The 14,079-nt window shown below is 70.0% G+C and carries 12 protein-coding genes; 6 read left to right on the top strand and 6 right to left on the bottom strand.

Annotated elements, in window-relative coordinates; translation table 11 throughout:
- The first annotated feature begins 8 nt into the window (after positions 1-8).
- Positions 9-764, top strand: coding sequence for an MIP/aquaporin family protein (locus DW299_RS14615; protein WP_136034578.1), 756 nt, complete (start codon positions 9-11; stop codon positions 762-764).
- Between the two features lie 33 nt (positions 765-797).
- Positions 798-2,312 carry a glycerol kinase GlpK gene (glpK, locus tag DW299_RS14610; protein WP_136034574.1) on the top strand — a complete coding sequence of 505 codons (1,515 nt, stop codon included), beginning with the start codon at positions 798-800 and terminating at the stop codon, positions 2,310-2,312.
- A gap of 52 nt (positions 2,313-2,364) precedes the next feature.
- Here glpK and DW299_RS14605 read toward each other — a convergent pair whose 3' ends face one another.
- Positions 2,365-3,258, bottom strand: a complete 894-nt coding sequence (locus DW299_RS14605; RefSeq protein WP_136037016.1) for a LysR family transcriptional regulator — start codon at positions 3,256-3,258, stop codon at positions 2,365-2,367.
- A gap of 78 nt (positions 3,259-3,336) precedes the next feature.
- Here DW299_RS14605 and DW299_RS14600 point away from each other — a divergent pair, with 78 nt between their 5' ends.
- Complete coding sequence (locus DW299_RS14600; protein WP_136037015.1) at positions 3,337-4,251, top strand: EamA family transporter; 915 nt, start codon at positions 3,337-3,339, stop codon at positions 4,249-4,251.
- A gap of 3 nt (positions 4,252-4,254) precedes the next feature.
- On the opposite strand, the gene ffh is transcribed toward DW299_RS14600, so the two are convergent.
- Positions 4,255-5,811 carry a signal recognition particle protein gene (gene ffh / locus DW299_RS14595; protein ID WP_136034568.1) on the bottom strand — a complete coding sequence of 519 codons (1,557 nt, stop codon included), beginning with the start codon at positions 5,809-5,811 and terminating at the stop codon, positions 4,255-4,257.
- 36 nt (positions 5,812-5,847) lie between these two features.
- Entirely contained in the window at positions 5,848-6,435 is a 588-nt protein-coding gene (locus tag DW299_RS14590; RefSeq protein WP_136037014.1) for a TetR/AcrR family transcriptional regulator, read from the bottom strand.
- Between the two features lie 93 nt (positions 6,436-6,528).
- On the opposite strand from DW299_RS14590, the gene lipB reads away from it, so the two are divergent.
- Together lipB and lipA are read left to right on the top strand one after the other, a co-directional pair.
- Positions 6,529-7,182 carry a lipoyl(octanoyl) transferase LipB gene (gene lipB / locus DW299_RS14585; protein WP_136037013.1) on the top strand — a complete coding sequence of 218 codons (654 nt, stop codon included), beginning with the start codon at positions 6,529-6,531 and terminating at the stop codon, positions 7,180-7,182.
- On the top strand, positions 7,179-8,168 hold the full coding sequence (gene lipA / locus DW299_RS14580) for a lipoyl synthase (RefSeq protein WP_136037012.1): 990 nt from the start codon (positions 7,179-7,181) through the stop codon (positions 8,166-8,168). Before lipB ends, lipA begins: the two co-directional genes overlap by 4 nt.
- Before the next feature lie 20 nt (positions 8,169-8,188).
- Here the strand turns inward: lipA and DW299_RS14575 are convergent, their stop codons facing one another.
- The 3 genes from DW299_RS14575 to smc are packed head-to-tail and all read right to left on the bottom strand — an operon-like array spanning position 8,189 to position 13,189.
- Positions 8,189-8,689 (bottom strand): DUF2004 domain-containing protein, encoded by a 501-nt coding sequence (locus DW299_RS14575; RefSeq protein WP_136037011.1) that lies wholly within the window; start codon positions 8,687-8,689, stop codon positions 8,189-8,191.
- A 43-nt stretch (positions 8,690-8,732) separates the two neighbouring features.
- Complete coding sequence (gene ftsY / locus DW299_RS14570) at positions 8,733-9,605, bottom strand: signal recognition particle-docking protein FtsY (RefSeq protein WP_136034558.1); 873 nt, start codon at positions 9,603-9,605, stop codon at positions 8,733-8,735.
- Between the two features lie 35 nt (positions 9,606-9,640).
- The gene (gene smc, locus DW299_RS14565; RefSeq protein ID WP_136037010.1) at positions 9,641-13,189 is read right to left on the bottom strand and encodes a chromosome segregation protein SMC; all 3,549 of its coding nucleotides are present in this window, start codon (positions 13,187-13,189) and stop codon (positions 9,641-9,643) included.
- Between the two features lie 550 nt (positions 13,190-13,739).
- Here smc and DW299_RS14560 point away from each other — a divergent pair.
- Complete coding sequence (locus DW299_RS14560; RefSeq protein WP_136034554.1) at positions 13,740-14,024, top strand: hypothetical protein; 285 nt, start codon at positions 13,740-13,742, stop codon at positions 14,022-14,024.
- Positions 14,025-14,079: the final 55 nt, after the last annotated feature.

Genomic DNA, 14,079 nt, shown 5'->3' with positions numbered 1-14,079 from the left:
ATGAAGACATGACTGACGTCAATCTCGGTCTTTACTTCCTGTCCGAGCTCGTCGGCACGGCGATGCTGGTGCTGCTCGGCTGCGGTGTCGTCGCGAACGTCGCCCTGGCGAAGAACAAGGGCTTCGGTGGCGGCTTCCTGATGGTCAACTGGGGGTGGGGTCTCGCGGTGTTCGCCGGTGTCCTCGTCTCGGCCTACTCGGGCGCCATCCTGAACCCCGCCGTCGGCATCGGCCTGCTCGTCGCCGGCAAGATCGACTTCGCGATGTTCCTGACCGCGACCGGGGCGGAACTGCTCGGTGCGATCCTCGGTGCGATCGTCGTGTGGCTCGCCTACAAGCAGCACTTCGACGAGGAGCCCGAAGCGGCCAACAAGCTCGGCGTGTTCTCGACCGGCCCGGCCATCCGCTCCTACGGCTGGAACCTCGTCACCGAGATCATCGGTACGTTCGTGCTGGTGTTCGTGATCTTCGCGTTCGCCGACTACGGCGACATCGAGATCGGCACCCCCGGTGGCCTCGGCCCGCTCACGGCGCTTCCGGTCGCCCTGCTCGTGGTCGCGATCGGCGCCTCCCTCGGTGGCCCGACCGGCTACGCCATCAACCCCGCCCGTGACCTCGGCCCGCGCATCGCTCACGCCATCCTCCCGATCAAGGGCAAGGGCGCGAGCGACTGGTCCTACTCGTGGGTCCCGGTCGTCGGCCCGCTCATCGGTGGTGTCATCGCCGCCCTCGCGGCACCCGTTCTGCTCGGCCTCGCCGGCTGATCCCTACCCGCAAGCGAATTCAAAGGAGAACACATGGCTGACTACATCATCGCGATCGACCAGGGCACGACGTCGAGCCGCGCGATCATCTTCGACAAGAAGGGCAGCATCGTCGCCACCGGCCAGAAGGAGCACGAGCAGATCCTCCCGAAGGCCGGCTGGGTCGAGCACGATGCGGCGGAGATCTGGCGCAACGTGCAGGAGGTCATCGGACTGGCGCTCGGCCGTGCCGACCTGACCCGGCACGACATCGCCGCGGTCGGCATCACCAACCAGCGCGAGACCGCGGTGGTCTGGGACAAGACCACGGGCAAGCCGGTGTACAACGCGATCGTGTGGCAGGACACCCGCACGCAGGAGATCGTCGACCGTCTCGCAGCCGACGGTGGCGTCGAGCGCTTCAAGCCGGTCGTCGGCCTGCCGCTGGCGACCTACTTCTCCGGCACCAAGATCGCGTGGATCCTGGAGAACGTCGAGGGTGCGCGCGAGAAGGCCGAGGCGGGCGACCTGCTGTTCGGCACGACCGACTGCTGGGTGCTCTGGAACCTGACCGGCGGTGTGGACGGCGGCGTGCACGCCACCGACGTCACCAACGCCTCGCGCACGCTGTTCATGGACCTGGAGACGCTCGAGTGGCGCGACGACATCCTCGAGGTGTTCGGCGTGCCGCGGTCGATGATGCCGGAGATCCGCTCCTCCTCCGAGGTCTACGGCACCGCCGAGAGCTCGTCGCTGCTGCGCGAGACGCCGATCGCCGGGATCCTCGGCGACCAGCAGGCGGCGACGTTCGGTCAGGCGGCGTTCCAGAAGGGCGAGAGCAAGAACACCTACGGGACGGGCTGCTTCCTGATCTTCAACACGGGCGAGGAAGTCGTCCACTCGAAGAACGGGCTGCTCACGACCGTCGGGTACAAGCTCGGGGACCAGCCGACGCACTACGCGCTCGAAGGGTCGATCGCCGTGACGGGCTCGCTGATCCAGTGGCTCCGCGACCAGCTGGGGATCATCTCCTCGGCGCCCGAGGTCGAGAAGCTGGCGGAGCAGGTCGAGGACAACGGCGGCGTGTACATCGTCCCCGCGTTCTCCGGTCTGTTCGCGCCGTACTGGCGTCCGGACGCCCGCGGCGCGATCGTGGGTCTCACCCGCTACGCGAACAAGAACCACATCGCGCGCGCAGCGCTCGAAGCCGTCGCGTTCCAGACCCGCGACGTGCTCGATGCCGTCAACGCGGATGCGGGCGTGGACCTGAGCGAGCTCAAGGTCGACGGCGGCATGGTGGCCAACGACGCGCTCATGCAGTTCCAGGCCGACGTGCTCGGGGTCCCGGTCGTGCGCCCGGTCGTCGCCGAGACCACCGCGCTCGGTGCCGCCTACGCCGCCGGTCTCGCCGTCGGCTTCTGGAACGGGCTGGACGACCTCTCCGCCAACTGGCAGGAGGACAAGCGCTGGGAGCCGACGATGGACGACGCCGAGCGCGAGCGTCAGCTGCGGCTGTGGCGCAAGGCCGTCACCAAGTCGATGGACTGGGTCGACGAGGACGTGAAGTAGTCCGAGGAAGGATGAGGCGGGTCCGGGGTCTCCCCCGGGCCCGCTTCTCGTTTCACCCGCGATCCGATTCCTGGTTCCGCATCCCGTCCACGACGGCCAGCAGCGCCCGCGCCACGCCCCTCGGAGCCACGGCATCCCACGCGACGTATTCCGTCCGCTCGGGCCCGTCGCTCACCGCCACCGCGACCACACCTTCTGCGCCGTCGACCACCCCCGGGGCCAGAAGGGTCACGGCGAGCCCCGCCCTCACGAGTCCGAGGAGCAGCGGGGCGGTGTCGACCTCGAAGGCCACGTCCCGCTCGAGTCCTGCGGCGGTGAAGGCGGCGTCACTCTGCGCCCGACCCGATGTCCCGGCGGGGAAGTCCGCGAAGGCACACCCGGCGAGATCGGCGAGCCGGAGCCGCCGCCGCGTCGCGAGCCCGTGGTCATGCGGCAGCACCGCGACCAGTCGCTGATGCTGGACCGCGCGAGACGCGACCCCCGCGGGTTCCAGGTCGCCGCGCAAGCCCAGCAGCGCGATGTCGAGGTCGTCGCGGCGGAGCGCGGCGATGAGCTCGTCGCTGTTGCCACCGCGCAGCTCCACCCGTGCCGAGGGATGCGCCTCCCGGAACGCGCGCAGAAGCTCCGGGACCGAGACCGCTGTCACGGTGGGGATTGCGCCGAGGCGGAGCGTTCCGGTCACCTCGCCGGCAACCGCAGCGACGGCGTCCTTCGCCTGCTCGGCGGCGCGGACGGCGACCCGTGCATGCTCGAGGAACGCCTCGCCCGCCTCCGTGAGGCGCACGCTGCGGCTCGATCGCGCGAACAGCCGATGGCCGAGCTCGCGCTCGAGCGCCGCCATCTGGTGGCTCAGCGCCGACTGCGTCACGAAGCACTGCTCCGCCGCGCGGGTGAAGCTCCCGGTCGCCGCGACCGCGACCACGTACCGCAGTTGCTGCAGATCCATCCGATCATGATCGCGCCTCATGGACAGGATGACAAGCCCGCGTTGGACTCATGCGCGGGAAGCCCCCACGCTGGAGCCATGAACAGATGGCGCATCGTGCTGCTGACGGCTCTGGCCCCGCTGTCGTGGGGCACGACCTACCTCGTCACGACCGAGCTCCTCCCTCCTGGCCACCCGCTGTTCGCGGGGCTGCTCCGCTCGCTCCCGGCGGGTCTCGTGGCCGTGCTTCTCGCTCGTCGCCTGCCGCGCGGCACGTGGTGGCCGAAGATGCTCGTGCTGGGCGCGCTCAACATCGGCGCGTTCTTCCCGTTGCTGTTCCTCGCCGCCGAGCGGCTGCCCGGCGGGGTCGCCGCCGCAGTCGCAGGGGCGCAGCCGCTCATCGTGCTGGTGCTGGGTACCCTGGTGCTCCAGGAGCGGATCAGGGCGGTGTCCGCCGCGGCCGCCGTGACCGGAGCGGGCGGTGTCGCACTGGTCGTCCTCGGTCCGGCGGCGCAGCTCGACCTCTGGGGCGTGCTCGCGGCGCTCGGCGGCGTCACCGCGACGGGCCTCGGCATGATCCTCACCAAGCGCTGGGGCCGTCCGCGCGACATCGGCCCCGTGGTCTACGCCGGATGGCAGCTCACCGCGGGCGGCCTGCTCCTGCTTCCCGTGACCCTCGCCGTGGAGGGCGTGCCGTCGTCCATCGACGGGGCCGCAGCGCTGGGCTACCTCTGGCTGGGTACGGTCGGGGGCATCGTCGCCTACACCCTCTGGTTCCGGGGCATCCAGCAGTTGCCGGTGATCGCGCCCGGCCTGCTCGCCCTGCTCTCGCCGCTCGTGGCCGCCCTGCTGGGCGTCATCGTCCTCGGGGAGAGCTTCACCGCGGTTCAGGGCGTCGGACTGGCCCTCGCTCTGGGTGCGCTCGTGGTGGGACAGCTGACGGCGCGGCCACGGCGAACACCGACGACGCCGACGATCGGCGAGGAGGCACCGGTGCCGGCGGCACGCGCCTGAGGATCAGCTCTTGCCGAAGAGCTTCTGGATCTCGGCGAGATCCGCCTCGGTGGGCGCAGGAGCTCCGCCGAGACCGAAGCCCGAGCCGTTCGCGGAGGCGGATGCTGCCAGGCCAGCGTTCTCGGCCGCCCGCTTGGCGGGGTTACCCGAGCGCGAGCGTCCCTGAGACCCCTTGCCCTTCTTGCCGCGCTTGGACGACGCTCCCGGCTTGCCCATGCCGGGCACGGGACCCATGCCGGGGATGTTCGGCGTGCCACCGCGCGCGACCGTCTTCATCATCTTCGCCGCCTGGTCGAAACGCTGCACCAGCTGGTTCACGTCGGTCACGGTCATGCCGGAGCCCCGGGCGATGCGCAGACGACGCGAGCCGTTCAGGATCTTGGGGTTACGCCGCTCCCCCGGCGTCATCGAGCGGATGATCGCCTCGGTGCGATCGATCTCCCGCTCGTCGAAGTCCTCCAGCTGCTGCTTCATCTGGCCCATGCCCGGCAGCATGCCGAGCATCTTCTTCATCGAGCCCATCTTCTTCATCTGCTGCAGCTGCTCGAGGAAGTCCTCCAGCGTGAAGGCCTCGTTGGCGAGCTTCTCGGCGACCTTCAGCGCCTCTTCCTCGTCGAACGCCTGCTGCGCCTGCTCGATCAGGGTCAGGATGTCGCCGAGGTCGAGGATGCGGCTCGCCATGCGGTCGGGGTGGAACGGCTCGAGGTCTTCGAGGCGCTCACCGGTCGAGGCGAAGATGATCGGCCGGCCGGTGACGGAGGCGACCGAGAGCGCCGCACCACCGCGGGCGTCACCGTCGAGCTTCGACAGGACGACGCCGGTGAAGTCGACGCCCTCCTGGAAGGCCTTCGCCGTGTTGACCGCATCCTGACCGATCATCGCGTCGATGACGAACAGCACCTCGTCCGGGTCGACCGCCTTGCGGATGTCGGCGGCCTGCTTCATCAGCTCGGCGTCGACACCGAGGCGTCCGGCGGTGTCGATGATCACCACGTCATGCTGCTGGCGACGGGCGTGCTCCACGCCGTCGCGCGACACCTTGACCGGATCGCCGACGCCGTTGCCCGGCTCGGGTGCGTACACGGTCGCACCGGCCTGCTCCGCGACGACCTGCAGCTGGTTGACGGCATTCGGACGCTGCAGGTCGGCGGCGACCAAGAGCGGGGTGTGCCCCTCGCCCTCCAGCTGCTTCGCGAGCTTGCCGGCGAACGTCGTCTTTCCGGAGCCCTGGAGCCCGGCGAGCATGATGACGGTCGGCGCCGTCTTGGCGAACTGCAGACGACGCTGTTCCCCGCCGAGGATCTGCACGAGCTCCTCGTTCACGATCTGCACGACCTGCTGGGCGGGGTTCAGCGCCTTGTTGACCTCGTCGCCGAGCGCGCGCTCGCGCACCTTCGCCGTGAAGTCCTTGACGACCGCAAGAGCGACGTCCGCGTCGAGCAGCGCGCGACGGATCTCGCGCACGGTGCCGTCGACGTCGGCGGCAGTGAGCTTCCCCTTCGTGCGGAGGTTGCGGAAGGTCTCGGTGAGACGGTCGGAGAGCGTTCCAAAGGTAGCCATGGTGCTCCCGATTCTACGCGAGCGCCGACGACTCGCTCAGCCGGACCACGGGAGGTCGTGGATCGCGCCGAGGGCGTCGTCGAGCACGGCCTGCGGGGTTCCGAGCCCTGCGCCCTGCTCGGCCCACACGCGCAACGCGGAGAACACGGCGGCCGCGAGGGCTGCGCCGAGGATGTCCGCCCTGATCGCGTCGACGCCGGAGCCACGGGCCGCGGTGGCGATCGCCTCCGACAGCCGCGCCAGGCGCACCCCGGTGTCGCGGACGAGTTCATCCTGCAGTCCCATCGCGCCGGCGTTGCGCAGAGCGAGCGCGAGCGGGTCCGGCGCGAAGTCCCGCACGATGCCCCGCAGGATCCCGCGCACGGCGTCGCCGTCCGCCTCGCGCCCGAGGCCCTGCAGGCGTTTGACGGCCTCCTCGATGCGCTCGTCCACGGCGGACCACAGCACGTCGCTCTTGGAGGTGAAGTAGTTGAAGAAGCTGGAGCGGCTCACCCCGGCGCGCTGCGTGATGTCGGCGACCGACGTGGCGTCGTACCCGCGCTCCAGGAACAGCTCGCACGCCGCCTCCGCGAGCGTCTCGCGCGACGACGCCTTGGGGCGGCCAGCGCGGCCGGTGGAGTTCATACCCTCACGCTACCGCGCGCGGCGAGTCGCGCTCGGGCGTCACAACAGGGCGTATTCTTAGACGCAATCCAACTATTTCGGAGGCGAGACTTCATGCTCGACATCCTCACCCCCGGGTTCTCCCCGACCCCCGTGCCGTACCTCGACGGCTGGGACCTGCAGCGCCGCGTGCACGCCGATGTGCTCTCCGGCGCGCGTCCGGACACGCTGATCCTGCTCGAACACGAGGCCGTCTACACGGCGGGCAAGCGCACCGAGCCGCACGAGCGACCGCAGGACGGCACCCCCGTGGTCGACGTCGACCGCGGCGGCAAGATCACCTGGCACGGCCCGGGGCAGCTGGTCGGTTACCCGATCGTCCGCCTCCCTGAGCCCATGGATGTCGTCGCGCACGTGCGCCGGCTCGAGCATCTGCTGATCGACGTCCTGCGACCGTTCGGCGTCGACGGCTACCAGGTGCCCGGTCGCAGCGGGGTGTGGGTTCGCCGCCCCCTCTCCGAGGACAAGGTCGCCGCCATCGGGGTGCGCGTGCAGCAGGGCGTGACCATGCACGGCTTCGCCATCAACTGCGCCAACTCGCTCGCACCGTTCCGCGACATCATCCCGTGCGGCATCACCGACGCCGGTGTGACCACGGTCAGCGAGGTCTCCGGGGCCGTCGTCGAACCCCGCGACCTCGTGGACGCCGTCCGCGCCGCCTTCCTCGCCGAATACACCGACATCGTACGGACGGGAGTCCCCGCATGACCGCCGCCCCCGAGGGCCGGAAGCTCCTCCGACTCGAGATCCGCAACGCCGAGACCCCCATCGAGCGCAAGCCCGAGTGGATCCGCACCAAGGCCAAGATGGGGCCGGAGTACACCGCCCTCCACTCGCTCGTGAAGAGCGAAGACCTCCACACCGTGTGCCAGGAAGCGGGCTGTCCCAACATCTTCGAGTGCTGGGAGGACCGCGAGGCGACCTTCCTGATCGGCGGATCCCAGTGCACTCGGCGCTGCGACTTCTGTCAGATCGACACCGGCAAGCCCGCGGACTACGACACCGACGAGCCACGCCGCGTCGCCGAGAGCGTCGTGCGCATGAACCTCCGCTACGCCACCGTCACGTGCGTCGCCCGCGACGACCTTCCCGACGGCGGCGCCTGGCTCAACGCAGAGACCGTCCGCCAGATCCATCGCCTCAACCCGAACACCGGCGTCGAACTGCTCGCCACCGACTTCAACGGCGACCCGGATCAGCTCGGCATCGTGTTCGAGTCCCGGCCCGAAGTGTTCGCCCACAACGTCGAGACCGTCCCGCGCATCTTCAAGCGCATCCGGCCGGCCTTCCGCTACGAGCGCTCGCTGGGAGTGCTGACCCAGGCGCGCGACGCGGGACTCATCACCAAGTCGAACCTGATCCTGGGCATGGGCGAGGAGCCGGAGGAGGTCGTGCAGGCCCTGCAGGATCTTCACGACGCCGGCTGCGACATCATCACCATCACGCAGTACCTGCGGCCGTCGCCGCGGCACCTCCCCGTCGCCCGCTGGGTGAAGCCGGCCGAGTTCGTCGAGTTCAAGGAGGAGGCGGAGCGGATCGGCTTCCTCGGGGTGCTCGCCGGACCGCTGGTGCGCTCCTCGTACCGTGCCGGACGCCTCTGGGCGCAGTCCATGGTCTCGAAGGGGCGGGAGATCCCGCCGCACCTCGCGCACATCGCCGAGGGCGCCGACCTCGGGTTCGCCCAGGCCGTGTGATCTGCGGGGTGAGCGCCGGGTCAGTCAGCGCTCATCACGGACTGCACGCTTCCGTCCGAGCCGAGGTTCACGAGCAGCACGTCGTCGGTCGCACTGTCGTCGAGCGCGTACTCGAGCACCGCGAAGGGCTCGGACCCGCCATGCTCGTCCGCCAGGATCGTCATGCTCATCAGGCGTAGCGAGCGGATGATGTCCACCGCAGCATCGCCGGACACGTCCACCAGCACGTCCGGCAGGTCGTCGCCGAAGGCCTCCTGCTGCTGAAGGATGTACTCGGTCACCTCGCTCGTCCGGTCATCCACCTCGGACAACATGCCGCGGCGGGCCGTGGCGTCGACGTTCTCCAGTCCCGCGATCAGCGCGGCGGCGAGGTCGAGGGCATCAGCGGACACGTCGTCCTGGTCCGGAGCGGTGAGGTCGACCGTCACGCTCTGGTCACCGAGCTCGACGGTCTCCGACCAGAAGATCGAGCCGTCGGGGCCCGACGACAGCAGTCCGAAGTAGTCGTGTTCGATCGCCATAACGCTATGAAACCAGCCTCGTGCTCAGGGCGGTAGCCCTGTGTCAGCCGACCAGCGCCTGCACGAACACGTGCGGGGTGAAACCGGTCAGATCGTCGATGCCCTCGCCCTGTCCGAGCAGCTTCACCGGGATCCCGGTGCGCTCCTGAACCGCGAGAACGAAGCCGCCCTTGGCCGACCCGTCGAGCTTGGTCAGCACGAGCCCGGTGACACCGGCGTGCTGCAGGAACGTCTCCGCCTGCATGACCCCGTTCTGCCCCGTCGTCGCGTCGAGAACCAGCAGCACCTCGCTGATCGGGGCCTGCTTCTCCACGACCCGGCGGATCTTGCCGAGCTCGTCCATCAGCCCGCCCTTGGTGTGCAGACGACCGGCCGTGTCGATGATCGCGATCTCCATGCCCTCGCGCTTGGCGTACTCCACGGTCTGGAACGCCACAGACGCCGGGTCCTGCCCCTCGTGCTGCGGGCGGACGATCGCCGCCCCTCCGCGCTGCGCCCACGTGGCGAGCTGGTCCACGGCGGCGGCACGGAACGTGTCGGCGGCCCCCACCACGACGCTGCGCTGGTAGCCGCGCAGGAACTTGGTGAACTTGCCGATCGTGGTGGTCTTCCCGACCCCATTGACGCCGACGACGAGCACGACGGCCGGGCGCTCGGTGAGCTTGAGCGTCGTGTCGAACTTCGCGAAGTGCTCCTCGAGCGTCTCGCGCAGCATGCGCTGGAGGTCGCGGGGGTCGGTCGTGCGGTACTTCGCGACCTTGTCGCGGAGCTCGTCGACGATGCGCTCGCTGATGTCCGGCCCGAAGTCGGCCGTGATCAGGGCGGTCTCCAGGTCTTCCCACGTCGTCTCATCGATCGTGGGCTTGACGAACATGCCGCGCAGGGCGCGACCGAGAGACCAGGACTTCTCTGCCATCCCCCCAGCCTACGGGTAGCGGTTCGCTACGCCGGTCAGCTCGCCGCGGCGGCGGCGCGGTCACCAACGCGCTGACCGACGACAGCGGACACACCGTCCTGGCGCATCGAGACCCCGTACAGCGCGTCGGCGATCTCCATCGTGCGCTTCTGGTGCGTGATCACCAGGAGCTGAGATGTCTCCCGCAGCTGCTCGAACACGGTGAGCAGCCGGCCGAGGTTCGCATCGTCGAGGGCCGCCTCCACCTCGTCGAGGATGTAGAACGGGCTGGGACGCGCCTTGAAGATCGCCACCAGCAGCGCGACAGCGGCCAGCGACCGCTCCCCTCCGGAGAGCAGCGACAGGCGCTCGATCTTCTTCCCGACGGGCCGCACCGAGACCTCGATGCCGGTCGTGAGCATGTTGTCCGGGTCGGTCAGGGAGATGCTCCCCGTCCCACCGGGGAACAGCAGCGGGAAGACCTGACCGAACGCCTCCTTGGTGTCCTCGAACGCACTGGCGAAGATGGTCTGCATCCGCTCGTCGAGGTCCGCGATGATCGTCAGCAGATCCTGACGGGTCTGGGTCAGGTCGGCGAGCTGCTCCGTCAGGAAGGCGTGGCGCTGCTCGAGCGCGGCGAACTCCTCCAGAGCGAGCGGATTGACGCGGCCCAGCTGGGCGAGCTTCCGCTCGGCCTCGGCCAGCCGGCGCTGCTGGATACGACGATCGAACGGGATCGCCGTGTCGTCGAGCAGTTCGTCCGCAGGGGGCTCCACTCCGGGATCGCGCGGAACGAGCTGATCAGGTCCATATTCCGCAACGAGAATATCTTCGTCGAGCGACAGCTCGGAGGACACACGCTCCAGCAGGCTGTGCAGGTGGAGCTTCTTCTCGTGGATCTGCAGCTCCAGGCCGTGCACGCTCTCGGTGAGGCCGACGAGCCGCTCGCGCAGCGACGTCTCCTGCTTCCGGAGCGCCACCAGCTCCTCGTTCTGCGCTGCTCTGGCGGCCTCCGCCTCGGCAAGAGCCACACGGGCCTCGGTCACCGAGCGGTCGAGCGAGTCGAGGATGCGCGGAAGCTCCTCCGCCACCCCGGAGGCGGCCTCCCGCTGTGCCCGACGGATCACTGCACGGCGGGCGGCCTCGGCGGCGGCGTCCCGCTCCTGCTCGCGCTGCCGTTCGAGCGTCGCGACCCTCGCCTGCGCCGCACGCACCCTCTCGCGCAGCGTCTCGACCTCGAGCCGCGCGCGCACCTCTCCCTCGCGGGCGAGCTCGAGAGCCTCGAGCAGACCGTCGCGGGCAGACGCGTCCAGCACGGGACGCGGCGCGGCCACGGCCTCGTCGAGCTCCGCACGGGCCGACTCCGCCTTCGCCTCGGCATCCGCGACCGCAGCCTGGGCCTGCGCGAGCCCCGACTCCAGGCGCTCGCACTCGGCCACGGCGGACTCGTGCCGCACCGTGACGCGGTTGACCTGCTCGGCGTGCGTGGCCAGGGCGGCATCGTGCTCGCGCAGCGCCCGCAACGCGTCCTTGGCCTGACGCCGTGTCGCCTCCACCTGCTCGTCCGCCTCGATCCGCGCCTCCCGGAGCGAGTCGACGACGATCTGGATCTCGGCGAGCCGCTCCGTCGCCGCGTCGCGCTCGGCCGCGAGCTCGAGACGCGACCGCTCACCACCGGAGCCCGTGCGCAGCGTCTGCGCGGTGATCACCTCGCCGCTGGTCGTCACGATCGTCGTCCGCGTGTCGGACAGCGCATCCAGAGCGGCTCGCGCCGAGCGCGCCGCATCGAGGTCTTCGGCGATCAGCACATGCGACAGGATGCCCAGGACGCCGTCGGGTGCGGTCACCACGTCGATCGCGGACGTGACACCGTCGACGGGAGGCGCGGTCGACTCGGGGCGCAGAGCATCCGCCACCACGAAATCCACGACCCCACGGCGCTCCGCCGCAGCCAGGGCCGCCAGCGTGAACGCGGCGTCCGCGCTGTCGATCAGCACGCCCTCCGCGAGCGGACCGAGGACCGCGGCGATCGCCGCCTCGAACCCCGGCCTGACCTGCACCGCGTCGCCGACCAGTCCGCGGACTCCCGCGCCACCGGCCTTCACGATCTCGGCGGCACCACCGGACAGCGACAGCGCGCTGCTCAGCGCCGCCGCCTTCGCCGTGAGCGAGTCGACCTCGCGCTCCGCGGCGTGGAGCCGTTCGCGCAGCGTCTCGCGCTCGGCCTCCGCCGCCGTCGCCGCCCGCTGCGCGCTCTCATAGGCGGCAGCGTGCTCGACGGCTGTGCCCTGCGGTGCCTCGGCGTCCTCGATCGCCTCCAGTGCCTCCGCCGCCTCCCGCCGCCGTTCGTTCGCCGCTTCGAGCGCATTCTCCTGGCGCAGCACGGCACCACGCACCGCGGCAAGGGCCGACGCCGCCGCATCAGCCGTACCGCGCAGGGCCGTCAGGCGCATGTCGTACTCCGACACGAGCGCGCTCTGCTCCGCGATGTCGACGTCGAGCGTGTCGAGCTCCGCCCTGGCGTGCACGACCTCGCGGCTCGCCGCGACCGCGGCATCCTGCGCATCGCCCAGGCCCGAGGAGATCGTCTCGATGTCGTCCTTCGCCTCGTCGATCGTCGCCTGCGTCACCGTGACCGCGGTCACGGCGGCATCGTCCTCCTCCGAGCCGAGCAGAGCGAGACGCTGATTGGCGAGGGTGTACAGCCCCCGCATGCGCTCCTGGACCTGCTCGAGCCCGAAGGCCACGCCGCGCGCCGCATCGACGGCGACGGAGTTCTGGTCCTTCTCGAGCCGCGCGATGCTCGCACGCACCGCCTCGGCCTGATCCGACAGCACGAGGCGCTCCGTGTGACGCTCCTGCTCCGTGCGGGTGTGGTCGGCCAGGGCCGTGCGCAGGGCGACTACGTCGTCCGCGAACAGCCGGGCCTTCGCATCGCGCACCACGGCCGCGATCGTCTGGGCCTCCCTGGCGATCTCGGCCTGACGGCCCAGCGGCTTCAGCTGCCGCCGGATCTCACCGGCCAGGTCGCTCAGACGCGTCAGGTTGGCCTCCATGGCGTCGAGCTTGCGGAGGGTCTTCTCCTTGCGGCGTCGGTGCTTGAGGATCCCCGCCGCCTCCTCGATGAAGCCACGGCGATCCTCCGGCGACGCCTGCAGCACGGTGTCGAGGCGCCCCTGACCCACGATCACATGCATCTCGCGGCCGAGACCCGAGTCGCTCAGGAGCTCCTGCACGTCGAGCAGTCGGCAGCCCTCGCCGTTGATCGCGTACTCACTCGATCCGTTGCGGAACAGCGTGCGGCTGATCGTGACCTCGGCGTACTCGATCGGCAGTGCTCCATCGGCGTTGTCGATCGTGAGCTGCACCTCGGCGCGCCCGAGGGGCCCTCGCGTGGAGGTGCCGGCGAAGATGACGTCCTCCATCTTGCCGCCGCGGAGGGTCTTCGCGCCCTGCTCCCCCATGACCCAGGCGAGGGCGTCGACCACGTTGGACTTGCCGGAGCCGTTCGGACCCACGATGCAGGTCACGCCGGGCTCGAAGACGAAGCTCGTCGGCTGGGCGAACGACTTGAACCCCTTGAGCGTCAGGCTCTTCAGATGCATGCGGGCACCGCTCGTCGGGGGAGAATCACGTCGCTACGCTACCGGAATCGCGCGGATTCCCACGGATCCCGCGCGGGTCTCGGAGCGAGCTCCTCCGGCGGCGACACGCCGGCGCTAGCACGAAATGCTTGACGATCGGCTGAGAGTTTCGCTACGGTTGGCCTCCGGATCGCCACACGAAAGGAGGTTACCGATGATGATCACTCAGCACACCGCGAAGGCCAACGGCCGCACCGCGCCCGCGCACACCGCGCCGAACCGTGCGTACTCGGTAACCGCCGGCGACCGCCTCGGCACGATCTGCTAGAACCGTCGCCCGGGATGTGACGCCTCTCCGAGGCCATCCGTCCTGCCGGTTCCCCCGCGCCACCACCCTCTGACCCGCACCGCGGAGTCATGGATTCCCCGCCACCCTCGGCACGTGCTCTCGCTTTCTCGCGTCAGCGCATCCCCGAGCGGTCGCCACCGTCCGCACCGTCTCCGGCCGGATCCTCGGCCTGCGCCGGTGCTTCCGCACCCCCTCCCATCACGCAACCTCGAAGGAATCATCGTGAACACCACGCTGTACCGCAGCACCACCCACCCGCCCGATATCGAGGACCGTGAGGTCCTCCCCCTCCCCCGCGACGACGAACGGCGACAGCTCCGTCTGACCGACCGCCTGTCCCTCCGGATCGGCCTCTGGCTGCTCCAGCGGGCTCAGCGGCCGCGGCGGCCGCGCCGAGGGCTGACCCTCGACCCGGCCGACCTGTTCCTCGTCGGAGAGCAGCGTCACCGCTCCGCAGCGGAGTCGAACGCCATGCTCATGTTCGACATGCAGCGGGGAATGCGCTGATCCGCATGACCGCTTCGCACGCCGTCGACACCGCACCATCGGTCTCCTCCGCCCC

This window comes from Microbacterium sp. K35 (genome assembly GCF_004794375.1).
GTDB lineage: Bacteria > Actinomycetota > Actinomycetes > Actinomycetales > Microbacteriaceae > Microbacterium > Microbacterium sufflavum.
This window is presented reverse-complemented; position numbering and strand designations above follow the sequence as displayed.

Coding starts and splice junctions, on each gene's coding strand:
- DW299_RS14615 (WP_136034578.1), top strand. CDS start 9: ATGACTGACGTCAATCTCGGTCTTTACTTCCTGTCCGAGCTCGTCGGC.
- glpK (WP_136034574.1), top strand. CDS start 798: ATGGCTGACTACATCATCGCGATCGACCAGGGCACGACGTCGAGCCGC.
- DW299_RS14605 (WP_136037016.1), bottom strand. CDS start 3,258: ATGGATCTGCAGCAACTGCGGTACGTGGTCGCGGTCGCGGCGACCGGG.
- DW299_RS14600 (WP_136037015.1), top strand. CDS start 3,337: ATGAACAGATGGCGCATCGTGCTGCTGACGGCTCTGGCCCCGCTGTCG.
- ffh (WP_136034568.1), bottom strand. CDS start 5,811: ATGGCTACCTTTGGAACGCTCTCCGACCGTCTCACCGAGACCTTCCGC.
- DW299_RS14590 (WP_136037014.1), bottom strand. CDS start 6,435: ATGAACTCCACCGGCCGCGCTGGCCGCCCCAAGGCGTCGTCGCGCGAG.
- lipB (WP_136037013.1), top strand. CDS start 6,529: ATGCTCGACATCCTCACCCCCGGGTTCTCCCCGACCCCCGTGCCGTAC.
- lipA (WP_136037012.1), top strand. CDS start 7,179: ATGACCGCCGCCCCCGAGGGCCGGAAGCTCCTCCGACTCGAGATCCGC.
- DW299_RS14575 (WP_136037011.1), bottom strand. CDS start 8,689: ATGGCGATCGAACACGACTACTTCGGACTGCTGTCGTCGGGCCCCGAC.
- ftsY (WP_136034558.1), bottom strand. CDS start 9,605: ATGGCAGAGAAGTCCTGGTCTCTCGGTCGCGCCCTGCGCGGCATGTTC.
- smc (WP_136037010.1), bottom strand. CDS start 13,189: ATGCATCTGAAGAGCCTGACGCTCAAGGGGTTCAAGTCGTTCGCCCAG.